The organism is Pseudomonas sp. 273, assembly GCF_029201425.1.
Taxonomy (GTDB): Bacteria; Pseudomonadota; Gammaproteobacteria; order Pseudomonadales; family Pseudomonadaceae; genus Pseudomonas; species Pseudomonas delhiensis.
In genome coordinates this window covers 1944996-1964896 of the sequence record NZ_CP116775.1, presented here as the reverse complement: position 1 = coordinate 1964896, position 19901 = coordinate 1944996, and the positions used below count along the sequence as shown (strand labels likewise).

General features: G+C 59.6%; 14 protein-coding genes and 7 pseudogenes. 17 read left to right on the top strand and 4 right to left on the bottom strand.

Features of this window, described 5'->3' with window-relative positions:
• Positions 1-102: 102 nt before the first annotated feature.
• From PKO50_RS09430 to PKO50_RS09400, 7 genes and pseudogenes are all read left to right on the top strand, one after another.
• The gene (locus PKO50_RS09430; RefSeq protein WP_275629482.1) at positions 103-300 is read left to right on the top strand and encodes a hypothetical protein; all 198 of its coding nucleotides are present in this window, start codon (positions 103-105) and stop codon (positions 298-300) included.
• A 379-nt stretch (positions 301-679) separates the two neighbouring features.
• Positions 680-1000: pseudogene (locus PKO50_RS09425) on the top strand (Arm DNA-binding domain-containing protein); the annotation flags it as partial.
• A pseudogene (locus tag PKO50_RS09420) lies at positions 1000-1934 on the top strand (DUF3363 domain-containing protein); the annotation flags it as partial. The pseudogenes PKO50_RS09425 and PKO50_RS09420, both read left to right, overlap by 1 nt.
• A 71-nt stretch (positions 1935-2005) precedes the next feature.
• A complete protein-coding gene (locus PKO50_RS09415) occupies positions 2006-2218 on the top strand; it encodes an AbrB/MazE/SpoVT family DNA-binding domain-containing protein (protein WP_275629481.1) in 213 nt (70 codons plus the stop codon).
• A complete protein-coding gene (locus PKO50_RS09410; RefSeq protein ID WP_275629480.1) occupies positions 2218-2607 on the top strand; it encodes a type II toxin-antitoxin system VapC family toxin in 390 nt (129 codons plus the stop codon). The genes PKO50_RS09415 and PKO50_RS09410 overlap by 1 nt, the downstream gene beginning before the upstream one ends.
• A 37-nt stretch (positions 2608-2644) precedes the next feature.
• Complete coding sequence (locus PKO50_RS09405) at positions 2645-3955, top strand: hypothetical protein (RefSeq protein ID WP_275629479.1); 1311 nt, start codon at positions 2645-2647, stop codon at positions 3953-3955.
• 44 nt (positions 3956-3999) lie between these two features.
• Complete coding sequence (locus tag PKO50_RS09400) at positions 4000-4770, top strand: hypothetical protein (protein ID WP_275629478.1); 771 nt, start codon at positions 4000-4002, stop codon at positions 4768-4770.
• A gap of 188 nt (positions 4771-4958) precedes the next feature.
• Here PKO50_RS09400 and PKO50_RS09395 read toward each other — a convergent pair whose 3' ends face one another.
• On the bottom strand, positions 4959-5282 hold the full coding sequence (locus PKO50_RS09395) for a TetR-like C-terminal domain-containing protein (RefSeq protein ID WP_275629477.1): 324 nt from the start codon (positions 5280-5282) through the stop codon (positions 4959-4961).
• Between the two features lie 209 nt (positions 5283-5491).
• Between PKO50_RS09395 and PKO50_RS09390 the strand changes: the two are divergent.
• From PKO50_RS09390 to PKO50_RS09360, 7 genes and pseudogenes are all read left to right on the top strand, one after another.
• A pseudogene (locus PKO50_RS09390) lies at positions 5492-6294 on the top strand (type IV secretory system conjugative DNA transfer family protein); the annotation flags it as partial.
• Positions 6295-6996 (top strand): annotated as a pseudogene (locus PKO50_RS09385) (TrbI/VirB10 family protein); the annotation flags it as partial.
• Between the two features lie 124 nt (positions 6997-7120).
• Positions 7121-7558 carry a TIGR03757 family integrating conjugative element protein gene (locus tag PKO50_RS09380; protein WP_275629476.1) on the top strand — a complete coding sequence of 146 codons (438 nt, stop codon included), beginning with the start codon at positions 7121-7123 and terminating at the stop codon, positions 7556-7558.
• Positions 7555-8492, top strand: a pseudogene (locus PKO50_RS09375) (TIGR03756 family integrating conjugative element protein). The gene PKO50_RS09380 and the pseudogene PKO50_RS09375 overlap by 4 nt, the downstream one beginning before the upstream one ends.
• A 77-nt stretch (positions 8493-8569) precedes the next feature.
• On the top strand, positions 8570-9898 hold the full coding sequence (locus tag PKO50_RS09370; protein ID WP_275630450.1) for an integrating conjugative element protein: 1329 nt from the start codon (positions 8570-8572) through the stop codon (positions 9896-9898).
• Positions 9895-10239 carry a hypothetical protein gene (locus PKO50_RS09365; RefSeq protein WP_275629475.1) on the top strand — a complete coding sequence of 115 codons (345 nt, stop codon included), beginning with the start codon at positions 9895-9897 and terminating at the stop codon, positions 10237-10239. The genes PKO50_RS09370 and PKO50_RS09365 overlap by 4 nt, the downstream gene beginning before the upstream one ends.
• A gap of 13 nt (positions 10240-10252) precedes the next feature.
• A pseudogene (locus tag PKO50_RS09360) lies at positions 10253-11766 on the top strand (conjugal transfer protein TraG N-terminal domain-containing protein).
• Between the two features lie 7 nt (positions 11767-11773).
• Here PKO50_RS09360 and PKO50_RS09355 read toward each other — a convergent pair.
• Positions 11774-12133, bottom strand: a complete 360-nt coding sequence (locus PKO50_RS09355) for a DUF3742 family protein (RefSeq protein WP_275629474.1) — start codon at positions 12131-12133, stop codon at positions 11774-11776.
• Positions 12134-12645: 512 nt separating this feature from the next.
• On the opposite strand from PKO50_RS09355, the gene PKO50_RS09350 reads away from it, so the two are divergent.
• Both PKO50_RS09350 and mobH read left to right on the top strand, forming a co-directional pair.
• Positions 12646-13113 carry a hypothetical protein gene (locus PKO50_RS09350; RefSeq protein WP_275629473.1) on the top strand — a complete coding sequence of 156 codons (468 nt, stop codon included), beginning with the start codon at positions 12646-12648 and terminating at the stop codon, positions 13111-13113.
• A gap of 320 nt (positions 13114-13433) precedes the next feature.
• Positions 13434-15246, top strand: a pseudogene (gene mobH / locus PKO50_RS09345) (MobH family relaxase).
• 705 nt (positions 15247-15951) lie between these two features.
• Here the strand turns inward: mobH and PKO50_RS09340 are convergent.
• A complete protein-coding gene (locus PKO50_RS09340) occupies positions 15952-16260 on the bottom strand; it encodes a helix-turn-helix transcriptional regulator (RefSeq protein ID WP_275630449.1) in 309 nt (102 codons plus the stop codon).
• Between the two features lie 109 nt (positions 16261-16369).
• Here PKO50_RS09340 and PKO50_RS09335 point away from each other — a divergent pair, with 109 nt between their 5' ends.
• On the top strand, positions 16370-16651 hold the full coding sequence (locus PKO50_RS09335; protein WP_275629472.1) for a LysR substrate-binding domain-containing protein: 282 nt from the start codon (positions 16370-16372) through the stop codon (positions 16649-16651).
• Positions 16652-17431: 780 nt separating this feature from the next.
• Here the strand turns inward: PKO50_RS09335 and PKO50_RS09330 are convergent.
• Positions 17432-19891 (bottom strand): MMPL family transporter, encoded by a 2460-nt coding sequence (locus PKO50_RS09330; RefSeq protein WP_275629471.1) that lies wholly within the window; start codon positions 19889-19891, stop codon positions 17432-17434.
• Positions 19892-19901 lie beyond the last annotated feature (10 nt).

Here is a 19901-nt window from a genome sequence, read left to right as displayed (position 1 = left end):
GCCTGGAGAGGCACAGAGCCGGTTCGTCCCTACCGTATCGCCCGCCATTGCGCGGTACACTACCCGCCCACCAATCCCTTGCCCGGTTGACGAGCCCTCGCAGTGACACTGACTGACGCGACAATCGCCCTGCTGCTTACCGCAAGAATCCATGGTACCGATAACGCGGTGAAAGCCACGGCCAAGCGCTGTGCACAAGCCCTGCCTCGCAGCCAGCGCTACTTGATGTTTTCAATCATCAATAGCCCGCAGCCACTGAAGCGAATCGCCCAGATCGCCGAGAACCTGAGCCTGGACTAACCCGTCCATAGCGCTCCTGTCCCAGTGGTTTGTCGCTTCTCACCGCCACAGCCTAGCCAGGCTTGAAACCTGGCTGAGCCCCCACCGCGCCGCTGGGGCAAGGCTTCTCTTTCGTGGGTTGGCTGTCTATCATGCCGTTGTCCCACAGGTCATTCCTGTGGGACACAGCCGTCTGGAGTCCCCTCTCCTGGACGGCTTTTTTATTTCAGCATGACTCCAGCACCGAACTTCGCTGGACTACGCCACAGCTCGTTGTGGCAGTTTTATCAATAACTTACGTGAGTTCATCCTATGCCGGTGCTTTCCGAAACTTGACCCGGCTTCCGACCGCTTGGCTCCCAAGAGGCTCCTGGAAACGGGTCTTCCAAAGGAGTCAGCTATGGCCAAGATCAAACTCACAAAGTCCGCAGTCGATACGGCACAACCCCAGGCGCAGCCCATTGAGCTGCTTGACCCCCTCGTTCCCGGCTTTCTGTGCAAGATTACACCGGCGGGCCGCAAGGTGTTCATGCTCCAGTACCGCACGAACGCCGGCGAGCGTCGCAAGCCCGCGCTGGGCCAGTATGGCGAACTGACCGTTGAACAGGCCCGTTCGCTGGCGCAGTAGTGGCTGGCCCAGGTGCGTCGGGGCGGCGATCCGGCAGCGGACAAGGCCGAGGCGCGCACGGCACCGACGGTTAAAGAGCTGTGCGCGAAGTTCGCGTCGTCGCCAAGGGCCTGGTCGACGAGCTGTACGACAAGGGCTACCTGATCGTCGATGGTACCGACGGCAAGGCGCACTACGTCGCGCTGCCGCCCCGCACGGAACTGGAGCAGTACCCCAGGGGCGCAGTGTGGAGGTGAAAGGTGCGGCCGGCGTGCGCGCGGCGGACAGGACCATCGCCGCGCTGGCCGTCGATGGCCTGTACCGCACCGACCAGCACCTGGCCGTGGCCGAGGCGCAGGCCCAAGGACAGAACATGAGCGGCCGCGACCCCGCCGAGGTGGTCGCCGCCCACGTCCGCCGGTTGGAAGCCCTGCGCCGCGCCGGCATCGTGGAGCGCCTGGGTGAAGGCGTCTGGGAAGTCCCGGCCGACTTGCCCGAGCAGGGCCGGCGGCACGACACTCAGCACCTGGGCGGTGGCGTGGTCGTTGAGCTGAAATCGCACCTGTCCATCGAACGGCAGGCCCGCGTGATCGGCGCCACCTGGCTGGACCAGCAGTTGATCGGCGGCGGCGAGGGCCTGGGCGAGCTGGGCTTTGGCAGCGAGGTGCGCCAAGCCCTCCAGCAGCGCGCCGATTTCCTCGAAGAACAGGGCCTGGCCGAGCGGCGCGGCCAGCGCGTGATCCTCGCGCGCAACCTGCTGCGGACACTGCGCAACCGGGAGCTGGCGACGGCCGCGCAGACCATAGCCACCGACACTGGCTTGGAGCACCGCTCGATGGGCGACGGCCAGCGCGTCAGCGGCGTCTACCGGCGCAGCGTCATGCTCGCCAGCGGGCTCTACGCGATGCTCGATGACGGCAAGGGCTTCAGCCTGGTGCCCTGGAAGCCGGTGCTGGAACAGCGCCTGGGCCAGAGCATGACGGCGGTGGTGCGCGGCGGCAGCGTGAGCTGGAGCTTCGGCAGGCAGCGGGGGATGGGGGTCGGGTGAACGCGGCTGGCTGCCCAGGGAACAAGGGTGTATTCTTACCAAACCGTTATCGACGATTTGAGGGTACGACAATGACCGCTACCGCCACCTTATCCAGCAAGTTCCAGATTTCCATTCCGAAAGCCGTGCGCGAGGAGCAGCACTGGGAGGCCGGGCAGGAGTTCGTGTTCATTCCCAAGGGCAAGGGCGTGCTGGTCATGCCGGTGCCCGAGCTGGACGACCTGGCCGGCATCGCCAAGGGCGCACGCACCGACGGCTATCGCGACCGCGAGGACCGCTACTAATGGCGGCGCCGCTGCGCGTGGTCGATACCTCGGCCTGGATCGAATGGCTGACCGGCAGCGCGGTCGGCAAGAAGCTGGGCAAGCAGTTTCCGGACAAACCCCAGTGCATCGTGCCCACCATTGTGCAGCTCGAACTGTCGAAGTGGCTGGTGCGCGAACTCGGCGAGGAACAGGCCGACCAGGTGATCGCCTACACGCAAAAATGCGTCGTCGTGCCTCTGGACACCACCATCGCCCTGCTCGCGGCAGACCTACACCGCGAACACAAGCTGGCCACCGCCGATGCCATCGTCTACGCGACAGCACGCCACCAAGGCGCGGAACTGCTCACCTGCGATGCGCACTTCAAAGGGCTGCCGGACGTGGCGTTGTTCGCCAAGACAGCTTGAGATCGCGAAGAAAATGTCCCCCACACTCGTACCTTTCATGTGGCTCCTCACCGGCAAGAAGGAGATCCAATGTCCTCGAATTTATCTCGACGGATGGTTCGATGGCGCGCCTCCTATCTTTGAAGGCTCCGGGACTTTGACGATTTCGGGAACTACGGATTTCAGTTTTCACGTCCATGCCAAGCCGCATAACGAGAACGAAGCACTCAAGGCGTTGCGGTTGACGGGTGAACGCCTCTACGACCCGCAAACAGCTTTTCGCCTGCGCGCTGTTGACTACAGTGGCACCGAGTGGAATGGAGGATGGGTGCGTCCGAGGGTCGGAGAAGTACAAGGCGGTTATTGGCAGCTCATTGGTGCATCCGGGGGCTTGACCACGATGGTGCAGCAGACTGAGCCTGTCAGCGGCGTCGAACTTGTCTACTCGCCGGCACCGGAAGTTCCTTTTTCCGAGATCATCACAACGACAGCACATCTCGGAGAAAGCAAGATTGGCTGGCGTACCAGCGGTGGCCGACATGTTTTCGAGATGCTGGGCAGCACGATCGAAGTGCGGACTGAGCCGTGGTCGAATGAGCTTCGAATCACGGCCAGTACGAGTACGGCCCTGAACCATCCCTATCTCGAAAACTGGCTGTCGGAGCCCCTGCGTGCCTTGCGAGGTCAATTGATCTTTCCCCGTCTTGTCGCAAGGAACTTTGCTGATGGGCGCGCCTTCGTATCACTTCGGCAAGCGCCATCCATCGAGCGCTCCCTAGGCGGCTGTGCAACACAGTTCTCCAGCAGGAAGGCGGGGGAATTCTGGAGGTTCTACGAGCACTACCTGACATACATAGCGCAACATCGAAGTAAGGATGGTCATCCTGAATTCGAGGCGAATCCGCTTACTCGCTTTCATGACGAGGTGATTCAGGCACATGTGGCTGGTTCGCATTGGGTACTTGCTCTCTCCATCGCCAGCGCCGTGGAGGGCATCGTCAAGATGGGTAGCGATTTTGCGAAGACGCCCCCTGATTTTGCCGAAGGCGATCTATCTCCAGTGACGAAATTCCTTTCCAACTTGACACCTGTTGATCTGAGAAGCCGGCTCAACTCCATGACATCCTCGCTTCGTAGACCCTCTGTGGCACGCTATCTCACTCAGTTGAGTGCCACGGGTCAACTCGACACCGAGCACGTCTCGGCCTGGAAGAACATCCGTAACCGCGTAGCGCACGGCAACCTGTTCGAGCCCTGGGGCACGGAAGCCGACGACATCCAGTTAATGAAACTTGTCGAACTTTTATATCGCTTGACTGCCATTCGGGTCGGCCATACGACCGACAAGGCGCAGACATCCGCCGAGTAAGCGGCTCAACGCTGTTCAATCTCATATACGGAGACAGATCAGGCATGGCCATCACATCCTACGCGCGTCTCCTGCTTGAACACTGGGGCGTAGTCGTTGACGACATTCCGACCTCCGAGAAGGAGGAGTCCGATTTCCTTGCATCCTTTGGCGCCACCAAAGTTCTGATCGAAGAAAAGACCAAGCTCGATGACGCAGGGCATCTTGCGCAACGTGCCCAGATGCTCGACACCGGCGAAATACACGCATCCTCCCTGCCACTGGTGCGGGACAACCGCCTTTCCGGGATCGTGTCAAAGGCGGCCCGGCAGCTTCAATCATCGGCGACTCAGCCTCATGACTTCCGGCTGGTCTGGTTCACCGCCACAGGTACGCAGGCCGAAGCGAAGTACCACCAGTTCATCGCCACCCTGTACGGCACGACGAAAATCTTCGAGATGAACCAGTCCTTCTATCGGACGTGCTACTTCTTCAGAAACAGTGATTTTCACCGCCATGCCACGATCCTCGACGGAGCCGTGGCCGCCTACGTCTCGGGAACCTCGATCACCGCAAAGCTGTGCCTCAACCCCTTGTCCCCCAACTATGCGGTGCTCAAGTCGTCCGCCGTGGTGAGCACATTCGGAAGTGGCATCGAAGACCCCGTGGTACGGGAAGCCGATGGGGAGTCATTCATCCTGGATGCCGACATCGACCGCAATGACGAGTCCGCTCTGCTGGCCTACTTGCAGCAGAAGTACTCCACGGCGCCGCTGATGAAATTCGATATGGGCTACCTCTCTGCGGCGATCCGGGTGCCGGACTCCGAGGGGTGAACTGAGTCGGTGGGCCTGTTGTGGGCGATGACGGCCCTTCATCCCACTCGACGCTATGCGGCGATGGGGTGCCATGAGAAGTCGGGCGGCAGAAAGGGCCAGTGGTTGGTTGAGAAAGCGAGAAAAACCATTGTCTGACCCACGTCAATGGCACACCGCTTCCGCTGGCGACTTAACTGGGGCCTTTGCTATGCCTCCAATCCCTCAAGCAACGTCGTAAGCGCGTTATCCAGCGCATTGGGGCCGACTTTCTCCGGTAGAAGCAGACCATCAATATTGAGCAAGGCAAGGCCGTGCATCAGCGCCCAGCACGCAGCGGCTTGGCCGCGCACGTCGCGGATACGCAACTGGCCTTCGGCCTGACCGCGCTCCAGCAACTCGACCAATACACCCAACGCAGAAAGTGCCCGGTCGCTCAAATGTACATCCGGCACCGAGCCTGTATCCGTACTGAACATCAGGCGGTACAGACCCGAGTTGATGCTGGCGAAGTGCATGTAGCTTTCCGCCATCGCGAAGATCCCGGCGCGAAGTGACGCAGGCATCGGAGAGACCGAGCGCGCCAGGATCTCCCGCAGGCGATCAAAGCCAATGAGTGAGATATCTCTCCTGAAAACGGTCTTTGACCGGCACCGGCCCGGCACTGATCTTCACGCCCTGCGGCACGTTCTTGTGTTGCGTTCAAGCGAGGAATCAGCGCAGGAGAAATCGGAGGCCAGTCATGCAAGGTCAGGGCGTGCTTTTCGGGCAGATCGTCGCCGTCTTCGGCATCGTGATCGCCAGCGTATGGAGTGCAACGCAATGAACAGCCGCTGCCCTCGGCTATCAACTACGCCTTGGTTCGCCCTGGTTCGATTTCTTCGGCACGCCGGTCTACCACCCCTGGCGCTTGTTCGAGTGGTGGTTTTTCTTCGACGCCTACACGCCGGACATCTTCGCCAAGGGCGGCGCCATTGCCGGGGCCAGCGGCCTGGTGGCGGTGGCCATCGGCATGTCGGTGTGGCGCTCGCGCCAAGCGCGCCGCGTCACCACCTACGGCTCGGCGCGCTGGGCCGCCACCGCGGAAATCGTCAAGGCCGGGCTGATGGGCCTGGCGGGCGTGTTCCTCGGCCTGTTCGACGGCCGTTACCTGCGCCATGCTGGGCTGGAGCATGTGCTGGCCTTCGCGCCCACCCGCTCGGGCAAAGGGGTCGGGCTGGTGGTGCCCACCTTGCTGACCTGGCCGTTGTCCGCCGTGATCCACGACATCAAGGGCGAGAACTGGCAGCTCACCGCCGGCTGGCGTTCGCGCTTCTCACACTGCCTGCTGTTCAACCCCACCGATGCGAAGTCGGCCGCCTACAACCCGCTGCTGGAGGTGCGGCGCAGCGCGCATGAAGTGCGCGACGTGCAGAACATCTGCGGACATTCTGTGTGGACCCGGAAGGCGCGCTGGAAAAGCGCAACCACTGGGAGAAGACCAGCCATGTGCTGCTGTTCGGCGCCATCCTGCATGTGCTCTACGCCGGCGAGGACAAGTCGCTCGACCCCACCGCCGTGCAGAACCGACAGGAGCAGAAGGAGGCGTTTCTGTTACAAGCCGGTTCCACGCAAACCCGTAATTCCGGGAGTCTGCAAATGCCGGTGTTGCCGTATCAGGTGATGGCCGGCACGGTGATCCCCGCCGCGCTGGTGACGGGCATTAAGTCCGACTTGCCGGGCGATGTGATCGCCACGGTGACGGAAACGGTCTACGACACGGCCACCGGCCGTTATCCGCTGATCCCGCAGGGCTCGCGCCTGATGGGCCGCTACAACAGCTAGGTCAGCTACGAGCAGACGCGCATCCAGATGGTGTGGCACCGCATCATCCTGCCGGACACCTCATCGGTTCAGCTCGACAATCTGGTGGGCAGCGACCCGGCCGGCTACGCCGGCCTGGAGGATGGCGTCGATTGGCATTGGGATCGGATCTTCGCCGGCGCGGCGCTGACCACGCTGCTCGGCATCGGCGCCGAGCTGGCCGCCCCCGAGAATCGCCAGGACGGCAACCGCGTCATCATCGCCAGCCGCGACAGCGTGCAGGACACGGTGAACCAGATCGGCCAGGAAATGACGCGCCGCAACCTGAACATCCAGCCCACCTTGACGAATCAGCCTGGCCTGCCGATGCGCGTCATCGTCAACCGCGACCTGGTGCTTCAGCCGTACCAGCCGCTGTTCTTCAACAGGGGAGCATCACGATGAGCACTAACAAACTGCGGCTCGGGCCGCTGCCTTGAATGGGGATAGAGCGGCTTCCGTTTGTGTATCGCCGTCCCCTGCCCCCTCAAGTCAACTATCGCCATGCCCCATCCCGCGGTAGTTCGACATGCTATCTCCGTTCGCTCGCCCATGTTCCTCGCAGCAGTTCCTGCTCTCCATAGCGTTGTGCGGGATACTGATTGCTTCGCAGGCGCGAGCCGATGAGATCCTCGTCGTCACCGACAGCCTGCATCTCGTACAGGCCCCCGCCGATGTGCGGATCATCGAACTGGACCTGCCGGCACGCATAGAGGCCGAACTAGCAGCCCACCTGCCCAGTGATATCAATCGCAGCACAGCACTCATCCAGCAGCGCCTGGCCAGCGGTGGAGAAGAGCTTCAGCAACGCATAGCAACCGCCTACCAGGGAGTACTGGAAGCCTGGAGCCTGGGCATCACCACCCTTCCTGCAGTGGTCGTCGATCGACATTATGTGGTTTATGGCGAGCCGGACGTCGCCAAGGCGGTTGCGCTCATCGAGGCGCACCGAGGGACGCAACCATGAAGCGCCCTCACCACCTGCGCGCCGGCATCGCCACCCTCTTCCTGCTGGTGGCGGCTGCGCCATCGTTTGCCCTCGACACGGCGACCATCGTGGCCTCGGTTGTGTCCCCGATTGCCTGGCCTACCGCGTCGTGGGCATCTGTTATTGGCTGTACTGCAGCCATGGCGGTTGCTCGATACGCACCTCGGTGAAGGTCAGGCACTACGTGCCCGATGCGGTGGTGTCCAGCTACTCGGATACCGGAGCGAACCCCTGGGTGGAAGTACGCCCACTCAGCCCTCCCAACTTCACCGCACAAGCCGGTGGAGACGGCACGACCAATCACGACACCGAAAACAACCTGGCGAAATTCAAGAATACGGACGTGCTCGGCCATCCCGGAGGCTATGCCCTCAGCCGCTTCGCCGCAGCCTCGGGCTACGCCTGCCGAGGTGCAGGGATCGCCTTCATGCCCTACCTGCTGAGCACCCTCGATACGCTCGCCTGGCGCTACGATGTGCCGGAGCTGGCCTATCCCGAGGCCCTCACGCCGGGCACACGCGAGATAGGTACGCGCTCCTCCCTGAACCTCTGGGGCAACGTCTATCCGCGCGGCGGTTTTCTTCACCAGGCCGATGACTACAAAGCCGCTGCCGTGGTGGCTCAACGCGCTGGCGACATCGTCACTCGCCGCGGACAAATCCATGTCTACCAGCCTCTGCTCGCCGCTCCTCGAGACGGCTACTGGCCTGCAGGGGCTCTCATCGAGAGCGATGAGGCGACAGGCAAATGGCAGGAGCTGACTCCGTCGTTGTCATCCACCTGCGCGGTTTTCCCCAACGTAGCGCAGCATGCGCAAGCGCCGCAGGGAGACTATGCCTGGGCGTTGTGGCGCCCCTACCGCTGCTGCCAGCGACGCGGCCAAGTGCTTCTCGGCAGCACGGATTTCGAGTGAGGAATGCCCGCGTGCGTCGGCCCTCCCCCTCACCTATTCGCTTCGGCAGTCTGGCGCTGCTCATGGGAGCCTTCGCGATGGCCTGTCCACTGCTCGGAGCACAAGCCAGCGAGTACAGCGCGCAGCAGCAAGGCTCGGTCATCGGCGACGACGTCCTGTACAGCATCGGCGGCGGCCAGGCTGTTTCGATGTCACCGGCCTCGAGCATGCATGGCCTTGGTGTCGGAGCGGGTTGGAACAACAACCTGATCTGCGGAAACATGTCGCTGTCCACGACCATCCAGAACCAGTTGAACGGCCTGACCAACGGCTTCCAGACGATCATGAGCAGTGTCATCCAGAACGCCACCTCGGCCGTGGCGTCGCTGCCGGCGCTGATCATCCAGCGCGCCGATCCGGGACTCTACAACCTGCTCACCAATGGAGTATTGCAAGCCCGGCTCGACTTCGACCGTTCCAAACTGACCTGCCGCAGCATGGCCGACAAGATGGCCAGCACAGCCGGCGGCCAGCTCGGATGGGACCAGCTAGCCGAAGGCATGGCGTTGAAGCAGGCGGTCGCCAGCCATGACGCCGTCTCCGCCGTCGAGCAAGCCGAAACCAGTCACGGCAACGATGGCGTGCCCTGGGTCGGCGGCGACAATGCCGGCGGCTCAGGACAACGCCCGATACGCATCGTCAGCGACGTTACGCGCGCCGGCTACAACTTGGTCAATGGCCGCGATGCCACCGACGGCAGCTCGATCGACACAAGCCAATGTGGCGGCAATCTCGCCTGCCAGACCTGGAGCTCTCCAGACGCCGCTGCCAACTGGGCGGTACGGGTGCTGGGCGAACAGGAACAACGGACCTGCGAAGCCTGCACCAAGAGCGTCGCCACCCCGGGAGTGGGCCTCACCCCACTGATCCAGGAAGAGTACGAGGCGAAGCTGGAGGCGCTGCAGCAGTTGGTTGCCGGCAGCCGCACCATGAGCATCGAGAACCTGCAGGCCGCCGGCAGCAGTTCCCTGCCCATCACCCGCGGCGTCATAGAGGCGCTCAGGGACGAGCCCGACCAGGACCTGCTCGCCCGGCGCCTGGCCTCAGAAGTTGCGCTGGCGAGCGTGCTGGAGAAGGCCCTCCTGCTGCAGCGCACCTTGCTGACCGGCCGAAAGGAGCCGAACGTCGCCGCGAACGACCTGGCGCAGAAAGCGGTTTCGAACGAGAGCGATGTCCTCGACCGGGAGATCCTCAGCCTGAAAACCGAGTTGGAGCTGCGCCGTGAACTGGCTACCAACTCCCCGACCACCATCATCCAACGGCACAGCACGCGCGCCGCCGGCTCTCGCGGTATCTACCAAGGCGACCCGACACGCGACCGCCTGGACAAGCTGCAGCAACCTTCGAGCGGCGGAGCCACTCCATGAGTCGCACCTTGCAATACCCTCGATGGCTACGGCGCAAAGGCGCGCTCCTTGCCTGGGGCATCCTGCTGCTTGCAGTCATTGCCGTGATCAATGCGATCGGCCTCCGCCTGGCGGGTAGCGCCCTGACCTGGCAAGCATGGCTGACGACACACAGCAGCGACTTCCTGGCCTGGCGAATACTGCTCTATGCCACCACCGCTCGGGGCTGGCTGTGGATGCGCAAACGCGTGCTGGCACGCGAACCGGATCCCGCTGCCCGGCTACGGCTGCTGTGCACCGAGTTTGCCGCAGTCGCCGCACTCGCCGTGCAGGAAACGCTGTCACTCGCTCAGCACGGCTGACCTGGAGCTGACGATGACGCTCTACACCACCGACTACCTGGAGTATTACCTGACGCTGGTGAGCTGGATCATCCATAACGGCATCTGGTCAGTGCTGACGGCCAGTGGCGCTTTCGCCCTGCCATTCCTGGCGATCATCCTCCAGGAGTGGCTCCGCGCCCGCGCCGAAGGTGCCGACGAGGGCAACAAGGGAGCACTGTCGGCCAGCCGCATCGAGAACCGCGTTTTCGTGGCAATCGTCGTCATCATGTTCGCCGGCATCCCGTTTATCGACGTGGACTTCAACACATTGCAGTTCGATCAATCCCGCTCCACCCAGTGCCAGGTGAATGCCCCTCAACCTGCCGAAACCGGTTGGTCGCAGTCCTTCAGCACGCTTAACAACCAGTCGGCGAAGGTGCCAGTGTGGTGGTTCTTCATGCATGCCCTCTCACGCGCGATCACCGGCGCCTCAGTGGCAGCCATCCCCTGCGGCACGGATTTGCGCCAGATCCGCATGGATATCGATGCCACCCGTATCGACGATCCGCTGCTGGCCCAGGAAGTCAGCGATTTCACACACGACTGTTACGGGCCAGCGCGCGCCAAGCTCTTCATGAACCGCCCCGAGATGACTGAGGAGCAGATGTACGACGTGACCTGGATTGGCTCGCGCTTCTTCCTCGACCACGGCGGCTACTACGACACCTACCACTCCAGTACGCCCCGCGAGGGTTGGGCCTATGACAGCAGCCGCGACGCAGGACTCGCCGAGGTTCCCAGCGGTGCTGGCTACCCCACCTGCCAGCAGTGGTGGTCGGATAGCAACGGCCTGCGTGCGCGGCTGCTCAGTCAGGTCGACCCCAGTCTGCTGACCAGGATCGCCAACTGGGCAGGCTTCCTCCCCAGGATCAGGTGGACGACTCGGTAATCCGAGCCATCGCCTCGCCTCAGCAACAGAAGCTCAACCAAGGTGCGGTCTACAGTGACTACGGTGGCCAGGTCAGTATGACTGTACCGAACGTAGCCGCACGTGCCGCCAGCGATGTGGGTCTGGCAGTAGGCTCCGTGGCCTTCTTCCCCGCGATGGATACCATGCGCCAGGCACTGCCGATGGTTCTGGCGTTACTCAAGATGGCGTTGGTGATCTGCATTCCGCTCGTGCTGGTGATCGGTACCTACGACATCAAGACAGTGATCACCGTCAGCGTGGTGCAATTCGCGCTGTTCTTCGTCGACTTCTGGTTCCAGCTCGCTCGCTGGATCGACTCGACGATCCTGGACGCGCTCTATGGAACAGGCTGGGGGTGGAATCGCCCGCACACGAACTTCGATCCGATGATTGGGCTGAACAACGCCTTCGGCGATCTGCTGATCAGCTTCGTGATGGCGACGATGTTCCTCGTACTCCCCACCCTATGGGTGACCGCATTAGGTTGGGCAGGCGTGCGTGCAGGAGGTATAGCGCAGAATCTAATGAGCGGAACCAAAGATGCTCAGGCGGCAGGAGGCAAGGGGGCTGGCACACTGGTAAAGGGAACTAAGTAGACGTCCCCTACTGCTCATCGTCAGGATCATATGGATCAATGCGGGAGCCATCCGGATGATACAAGCCGAAACCAAACACTCCGTTTCGCCATTGCGGCTGCTCTTCTTCCCAGTCTACATTCCGAGCGGTCCACACGGCCGTAACAGCAAACAAAAGCAACATCGCCAACCAGAATGCACCGTACAAAAGCACGCCGAGCACCACTAACTTGACGCCCCAGAGCAGCACCGTAGCGCCACCGGCCGATACCCCCTGCCCCACCAACCAGCCATTCACCCTCCGCTCCTGGCGAACGTATCCGCGACATACTCGACCTAACGTCTGACCCAGCCGTTCTGCCAAAGAGATGGATGCCGAAGGTTTCATGGTCACTACCTCATGGTTGCTCTGTCTGTGCTCTCCGAAAATCTCCTGCTTCGCAATTGAAGCCCACGCGTCGGTGCAACGACAAAGTGCTGCGACCTCATTCACTGATATGAAACGCCAAAAGCTCAGCAAGGTGCATCGCACCTGATAGCCGGTATATCGCTGAACAATTCCAACAACCCACGGATAATCCGGGCGACGTTGTGCCGGATTGGTTGGCCTTGGCCTCTCCTGTCCGTGCTTCGATGGTCCTGCAACTGGTTCGCAGTCTGCGGACACTGCATCGCCTACCAAGCGAGACCCCATAGCAGCTTCTTCCGGTGCCACCTGGCAACGCTGCAGCCCGCTGATTGACCTCAGCAGGATCCCGGAACCGCTGTTCTCCCCCGGTGGGGCATTCGTGCCCTTCCGCCCGGATGCCCTGTTCTTCTATTCCAGAGCATCCGTCCTCCTCACTTCCTTCCCGAGGTGTTGTCCTCTAGACGGCTGCTCCTGCTCCAGGAGTAATGACCATGGGTATGGACGTTTTCGGAAAATCTCCTGTCTCCGAACGCGGCAAGTATTTCCGCAACAATGTGTGGTGGTGGCATCCCTTATGGGACTACTGCGAGCGACTCGCTCCTGACATCATCCCTAGCGACAACCTGGGCCATTCCAATGATGGCTGGGGACTCAACAGTCGCGATGCACTCATACTGGCTGATCGCCTAGCCACCGCGCTCGCATCTGGCGAAACGGAGCAGTATGCGCAGCGCTACTCTGCCTACCTCGAATCGCTACCTGATGAGCCTTGCAGCATCTGTGGAGCAACAGGCAAGCGCGCTACACCACCTGTCATCGGTCCCGGTATGCAGCCATGCAATGGCTGCAACGGTACCGGCCATACTCCGAGCTTCGAGAAGCATTACCCCTTCTCGATCGAGAACGTCCGTGAGTTCGAAGCGTTCCTTCGAGAGTGCGGCGGATTCGAAATCTGCTAACGCTTGTCCCAACGAGCCGCGCATTGCGCGGCTCTTCTATTTGTGCGCCAGTCTTCAGTGCTGTGCCAGCGGTATCAGGTCTGCGAGCATGTCGAAGTCAATCTGCTTCAGGTGCCCAAGCAGCACATGAAATTCTCGCTCGCCACTCAGTAAATACCAAAAAGGGAAAGCGCCCAGCGCACATTGAAGCTGGCTGCGGATTACGGTCTCTCTATATCAAAGGGCTCCCGCAAAGGCCGAAGGGAACGGGGCCCAAGGGAAATGGGCCCACCTGGAAAAGGAAAAGGCTCTCCCGCTCTCCGCAACGCCAGGTGTCATCGATGCTCAGGCTGTTCCAACGAAAACGCCTCTCGCTGGCGCCCACCATGCTCTCGACCGAAAGCAAGGGCAAAGGGCTGATTCAACCGGAGTCGGCGACCACTCTGCTGTCCACCCCACGCCGGCAACGCCTGTTGGAACACATCTGGCAGCGCACCTCGCTCTCACGCAAGCAGTTCGCCTCGTTGTACCTGAAGCCGCTGGAACGCTATGCCGAACTGGTCCAGCAGTTCCCGGCCTCCGAGAATCACCATCACGCCCACCCGGGGGGCATGCTGGACCACGGCCTCGAGATCGTCGCGTATGCGCTCAAGCTGCGGCAGTCGTACCTGCTACCCACTGGCACCACCCCGAGGATCAGATCGTACAGGCGGAAGCGTGGACCGCCGCCGTCGCCTATGCGGCCCTGCTGCATGACATCGGCAAGGTGGCCGTCGACCTGCACGTCGAACGGGCCGATGGCAGTCCCTGGCACCCCTGGCACGGTCCGCTGAGGCACGCTTATCGATTCCGCTATCGCCAGGACCGCGAGTACCGACTGCACAGCGCGGCGACGGGCCTGCTGCACCGGCAGGTGCTCGATGGCGAAATTCTGGATTGGCTCAGCACCTATCCCTCGCCCTGGTCCGCGCTGCTGTATGTGCTGGCCGGCCAGTACGAGCATGCTGGTACGCTGGGCGAGCTGGTCGTGCAGGCGGACCGCGCATCCGTCGCCCAGGCCCTGGGGGGCGATCCAGCCCGGGCCATGTCGGCGCCGACGCATACCCTGCAGCGCAAGCTGCTCGATGGACTGCGCTATCTGCTGAAAGAGGAACTGAAGCTCAACCAGCCCCACGCTTCGGATGGTTGGCTGACTCAGGACGCGCTCTGGCTGGTCAGCAAAACCGTCTCGGATAAATTGCGTGCCCATCTGCTGGCTCAGGGCATCGACGGCATCCCCTCGAACAACACAGCAATCTTCAACGTGCTGCAGGACCACGGCATGCTGCAGCCCACGCAGGATGGCAAGGCGATCTGGCGGGCGACCGTCACGAGCGAATCCGGCTGGTCGCATACGTTCACGCTGCTGCGGCTGGCTCCGGCCTTGATCTGGGACGCAGATGATCGGCCGGCGCCGTTCGCCGGCACCGTCGTCATGGACCTGGAGCCCAGTGAGGCTCCGGCCGCAGCCAGCAGCACCTCGCCGGAGGTCAGCGGCACACCACCAGCACCGGGTGCAGCCTCCGATGCAGATAGCGTCGATGCTCTGCTGGCACTGCTGGGCACCGCCGCTATCGAACCAGCCCCATGCGAGCCAGAGATGGAGACCTGCGCCGATGAGTTGCCCGCCGACTCCCTGCTGAGCAACTCAGCATCCCCCCAATTCCCACCCTTCCATCCAGTAGTTTCAGCGGAAACGGGCGAGAACCACCATCAGGCGAACACTTCATGAGCTGGCTGCGGCAACGCATCCAGAGCCGCACACTCATCATCAACGACGCCCGAGCACTGGTGCATACCGTGAACGATACGGTGTTCCTGGTCAGCCCCGGCCTCTTCCAGCGCTACGCCCAGGAACATCCACAGACAGCATCGCTCGCGAAGCAGGATCAGGTCGCAGACTGGCAGTGGGTGCAAAAGCGCTTCGAGAAGCTGCAGCTGCACCGTAAACAGGAGGGCGGATTGAACATTTGGATCTGCGAAGTGACAGGACCGCGTAAATCTCGACGTTTATATGGGTACCTACTGCAGAACTCCAACTATCTATTCGGTGAATTGCCACCGAATAATCCTTACCTATCACTATCCAAATCTAAACAAACAACTACACACTAGGCATCGCCTCCAGGGAGATTCGCTTCAAACAGACACCCCCTCCTTAATTGGGCAGAATATAAAAACAAATCTTCTTCAAAAAGTCCGCACCACGAGCGTATGAAGCATCCTCCCCATAGAGATTTTTCAACAACCACTCATTCCCCCGAACAGATCAGGACCAAGAGCCACAATTAGCAAAACCCCGAAGCCCAACCAAAATACCGGAGTGCGCAATGGGCTGATAGTCTTACGTATCTGTCGCGCCAGCCAAATCTCATATTCTGTCTTATTCTTCTTCCGATCAAGCTCTCGCAACCTGCTCATTTCATTTCGCGCCAGCGTATAATGAAAGGCAAATAGAAAAACCAAGCTTACAACCCCCAGAACTGTGGAGCAGGTGTTCCTAGAGCGGCAATAGCAAGGGTGAACCCCACAAACCCGGTCACCTCATTAAGATACCGCTCCCAGCTACGAACCTCTGCGGCAACAACTTTCGCATCCTTTACTGGATCGGGCTTCTCAGTAGCACTCATATATATCTCCACGCTTCCATATAGAAACCACTTAATCAGAATAATGCAGCAATCACAAAAAGCGCCTCATATTAACTGCACACAATCGTACTATACCCCTGAACGAGCACTAGCCAGAGAGATCCGCATCAGAAGCCTGCAAGGGCATCCTCATTTGCAGTTTCTTACTTATCGAGCTACACGAGAAGCTCTAGTCCTTGCATTGCTCAGCATCACGGAGCAGTACTAAGTTGCGCTCTGTATTCGCGACCAGAGTCGAGGCCTCGCAACCCAGCGCTTCGGCAACCCGAAGAATGATAGCCAGTGTCGGCATATGCCTGCCGCGCTCAATCTTCCCCATATGAGAACGATCAATTCCAGCCATGTTGGCTAGCGTTTCCTGCGCGAGAGCTTTCTGAGTGCGAAGCGCGCGTACAGCCATGCCAAAAGCCTTTGCTGTGTCGGCTTCGAAGGTGGTTGTGCCTGTGGGACGGCCTGCCCGGATGGAACGCTTCTGCATCTGCAGCAGCGTCATTGACAGAGCCAATTTAAACCACGGTAAATTTAACTCATTCTGCTAATATTTATCTGCTTGCCCTGTCCATGCCCCCACCTTCGAAAGGTCTGCCATGCTTTCCGAGCCAGCCATCGCACCACTGCACCTCGCTGTCACTACTGGCGCGATATCGCCCTTACTGACGGCCTTACTGACGAAACAACGTATCGAAGAGCCTCAGACGCCAATACATATCGTTGAAACATCTGCTGCAGAGCAGTATCAAGGCCTAAAAGAGGGACGCTATTGCCTGGGATTGTCGCTGACGGCAGAAGAAAATCATCTCTCTCTGCAATCGGAGCCTCTTTGGCAGGATGAGCTGGCGATTGCCGTACCCCCCTCTTCCCACTATTGAGATTCGCTGAAATACCGCTGCAAGAGGCCATTCAATACCCACTGATCATGTGGTCCAAGGGAGCCTGCCCCCTATCGATGAACAGATCGAGTCGTTGCTGGAGTCAACCACAACAAACCTCAACATCGTTCACTGGGTAGAAAACTTCGAACTCATGGTGGCACTGATTGCATCCGGATACGGTATTGGGTTTTACATAAAATCACGCATCAGAACCTTGCGCGGCCTAGACATAGTAATGCGTCCGCTTGCCGGTGGACCTCAACGAGTGACGACCTATCTAATTCGAGCCCGCTCGTTTCCTTCGACTGCTGTTGATCGTATCATCCAACGCGCCAGATCAATATGAACCCCCTACGCCTGAGCAGGCTCTTGCATTTATTAATGGGCTACCCGCATTCACAGATCCAATTACTGACTGAAACGGTTTGAGTGTCGAGACATCATTATAATTAATGACCGCCAACATCCAGAGCGCCAAGAACACGTAAAATTATCCAAGGTAAAGATAACAAATACTGACGACGCCAACTGCTCTCTGATCGCCCAATCCCCAGATAAAAAAGAGGGGCTAGCTAGCCCCTCCGATTTGTTCTTTCTTTAGTATTTATCTCAGTAATATGTAGACACGTCAAAGCTGGCTTCCTCTGCTCGTGCCAGTCAACATTGCAGCTACTGTCCATTAGCTTTACTTGGAGGGTAATTCTCTCCAACCCAGCAAACGTCCCAAGCCACTCGACACCCGGAAAACTTTCTAAACAACTGCAAACAATATTCTCTTTACACAGTAATATGTAATTCCGAAACGTTCACTTTTCGCCCAGCACGCTTGTCCCTATCTTTTGCAAACAGGCTGTCCTTCAACAGGAAATGTGACAAGGCTGGAATCAGTACCAAGGCAGCCAGCATGTTCCAGATAAACATGAATGCCAGCAGGAGCCCCATGTCAGCCTGGAATTTGATTGGCGACCCAATCCAGGTCACCACACCCACCGCGAGCGTTACACCGACCAGAGCGACCATCTTTCCGGTGAACCGGATAGCCCGGCGATACGCCTGTTGTAACGGCAACCCCAGGCGCTGCCCCTCTAACTGCACGCTGAGTAGATAAAGCGCATAATCCACACCGACCCCCACTCCCAGCGCCACAACAGGCAAGGTGGCGACCTTTAGACCAATGTTCAGCATCACCATCAATACCTCGGCCAGCAGGGACGTGAGTATCAGCGGTAAAAGCGCCACTATCGTCGCACGCCAACTGCGGAAGGTAACCAAGCACAACAGCGCCACAGCCGCATACACAGCCAGCAGCATCTCCAGTTGTACACTCTTGACTACGATGTTAGTTGCCGCCTCGATACCCGCGCTACCGGCAGCTAGCAGGAATTCTCGATCTTTGACGCTATGCTTCTCAGCAAACTCGCTGGCGACTTCAACGACCCTATTCAGGGTGTCGGCCTTGTGATCGGACAGGTAGGCGAGTACCGGAATCAACGAGCACTCACTATTGAGGAGTGGTGAGTTCCAGACCAAGGCGTTGTTAACCTGGGGCCAAACCACTCCTTTGTTGTCGCTGATGGTGAACCACTTCGGGCTTCCCTCGAAGCTGCCAGCAGTGTAGGTGCGTACGGTATCGGCAAGTGAAGCCGTACCTTGTACTCCCGGCACCTGCGCCAGTTGCCAAGCAAGACGATCAGCCTCAACCAGGGTCTCGTAAGCTCCACACTGATCAGCAGGTGTCTTGATCATTACCGCAAAAACATCGCTGGATACAGCGAACTTGGAGATGATGAATGCATTGTCGCGGTTGTAACGCGAATCCGGGCGCAACTCCGGACTGCCGGCTTGCAGATCGCCAACCTGAAGTTTGGTGCGTTCGACCAAAGCCATCGCAGCCAATCCGGCCGCTACGACTATCGCTGCGATAGCCCAGCGTTTCTGGGTGAAGTTGTCCAGATGGCCCCATATCCGGTCGATGCCCAGTTTATGAACAGTTACATCATGCTCGATGATGTGGCGCTTCGCCGCTTCCTGACTGATTCCAGTGAAAGACAGCAATACAGGCAGCAGAATCAGATTGGTGAACACAAGCATTGCGAAGCCTAGGCTAGCCGACAGCGCCAGTTCACGGATGATTGGAATGTCCACCAGCACCAGTACCGCGAAACCTACTCCATCGGCGACCAACGCAATCAAACCCGGCAGGAACAGGCGGCGGAACGTATAGCGGGCGGATACCCAGGGATGAGTGCCGCGGGCAATATCCTGAGAGATGCCATTCATCTTTTGGCAGCCGTGGGACACACCGATGGCAAAGATCAGAAATGGGATCAGTATGGTGAAAGCGTCCAGTACACCACCAAAAGCGGTCACCAGGCCCTGCTGCCAGACCACGGCAATGATCGAGCAGACCAGCACCAAGCAGGTACTGCGTATGCAACGTGTATGGAAGAAGATTATCAGCGCCGCCACCACCGCTGCGACGATGAAGAACAGCATGACCTTGAAGATCCCGTCGATCATATCGCCCGAGACTTTGGCGAATCCGGTAATATAAATTCCGAGATTATTCCCTTCGTACTTGGCCCGAACACGCTCTAGGTCGGAAGAAAGACTCTGATAGCTTAGCGGCTGGCCATCCACTGTCGGCAGCAGCGGAATCTCGATCATGCTGGAGCGATAGTCGTTGGCAATCAAGCTCCCGACCACACCGGCACGGGCGATATTCATCCGCAACTGTTTGATCGACTCGGGAGAGCCGTCGAAGTTTGCCGGCATCACGGGCCCACCAACAAACCCTTCCTCCGTCACTTCGGTCCAGCGTACTACCGGACTCCAGATGGATTTCACCCACGTTTTGTCAACGCCTGGGATGCGGAAGATCTCGTCGTTGATCTGCCCCAGTTCTTTTATATAGTCAGCATCGAATATATCGCCCTTGCGATTTTCGACTACGAACCTCACGGAGTCTCCAAGGCCACGTAACTGGTCACGGTTCTCCAGGAAATTGCGAATGAACGGGTGACTGTGCGGCAACATCTTGTCGAAACTGGTCGTCACCGCGAGATTGCGCAGCTGCCAAGCCGAAAACAGTGTCGTAAGCACGCAAAGTGCCACGATGAGCAGACGGTGGTTGAAGATCAGGCGCTCGAAAAAGTTCCCCGAAAACCGGTCGAACAAAGCGGGATCCCGAATGACGCTCATCAGCCCTGAGTTTTCATGCTTGCGATCAACATTCATCACATTCTTC

Bases quoted from the DNA above. Each gene is read 5' to 3' on its own strand.
- PKO50_RS09380 (WP_275629476.1), top strand. From the start codon at position 7,121: ATGCTATCTCCGTTCGCTCGCCCATGTTCCTCGCAGCAGTTCCTGCTC.
- PKO50_RS09365 (WP_275629475.1), top strand. From the start codon at position 9,895: ATGAGTCGCACCTTGCAATACCCTCGATGGCTACGGCGCAAAGGCGCG.
- PKO50_RS09330 (WP_275629471.1), bottom strand. From the start codon at position 19,891: ATGAATGTTGATCGCAAGCATGAAAACTCAGGGCTGATGAGCGTCATT.
- PKO50_RS09370 (WP_275630450.1), top strand. From the start codon at position 8,570: ATGGCCTGTCCACTGCTCGGAGCACAAGCCAGCGAGTACAGCGCGCAG.
- PKO50_RS09415 (WP_275629481.1), top strand. From the start codon at position 2,006: ATGACCGCTACCGCCACCTTATCCAGCAAGTTCCAGATTTCCATTCCG.
- PKO50_RS09350 (WP_275629473.1), top strand. From the start codon at position 12,646: ATGGGTATGGACGTTTTCGGAAAATCTCCTGTCTCCGAACGCGGCAAG.
- PKO50_RS09410 (WP_275629480.1), top strand. From the start codon at position 2,218: ATGGCGGCGCCGCTGCGCGTGGTCGATACCTCGGCCTGGATCGAATGG.
- PKO50_RS09395 (WP_275629477.1), bottom strand. From the start codon at position 5,282: ATGGCGGAAAGCTACATGCACTTCGCCAGCATCAACTCGGGTCTGTAC.
- PKO50_RS09355 (WP_275629474.1), bottom strand. From the start codon at position 12,133: ATGAAACCTTCGGCATCCATCTCTTTGGCAGAACGGCTGGGTCAGACG.
- PKO50_RS09405 (WP_275629479.1), top strand. From the start codon at position 2,645: ATGTGGCTCCTCACCGGCAAGAAGGAGATCCAATGTCCTCGAATTTAT.
- PKO50_RS09335 (WP_275629472.1), top strand. From the start codon at position 16,370: ATGCTTTCCGAGCCAGCCATCGCACCACTGCACCTCGCTGTCACTACT.
- PKO50_RS09340 (WP_275630449.1), bottom strand. From the start codon at position 16,260: ATGCAGAAGCGTTCCATCCGGGCAGGCCGTCCCACAGGCACAACCACC.
- PKO50_RS09400 (WP_275629478.1), top strand. From the start codon at position 4,000: ATGGCCATCACATCCTACGCGCGTCTCCTGCTTGAACACTGGGGCGTA.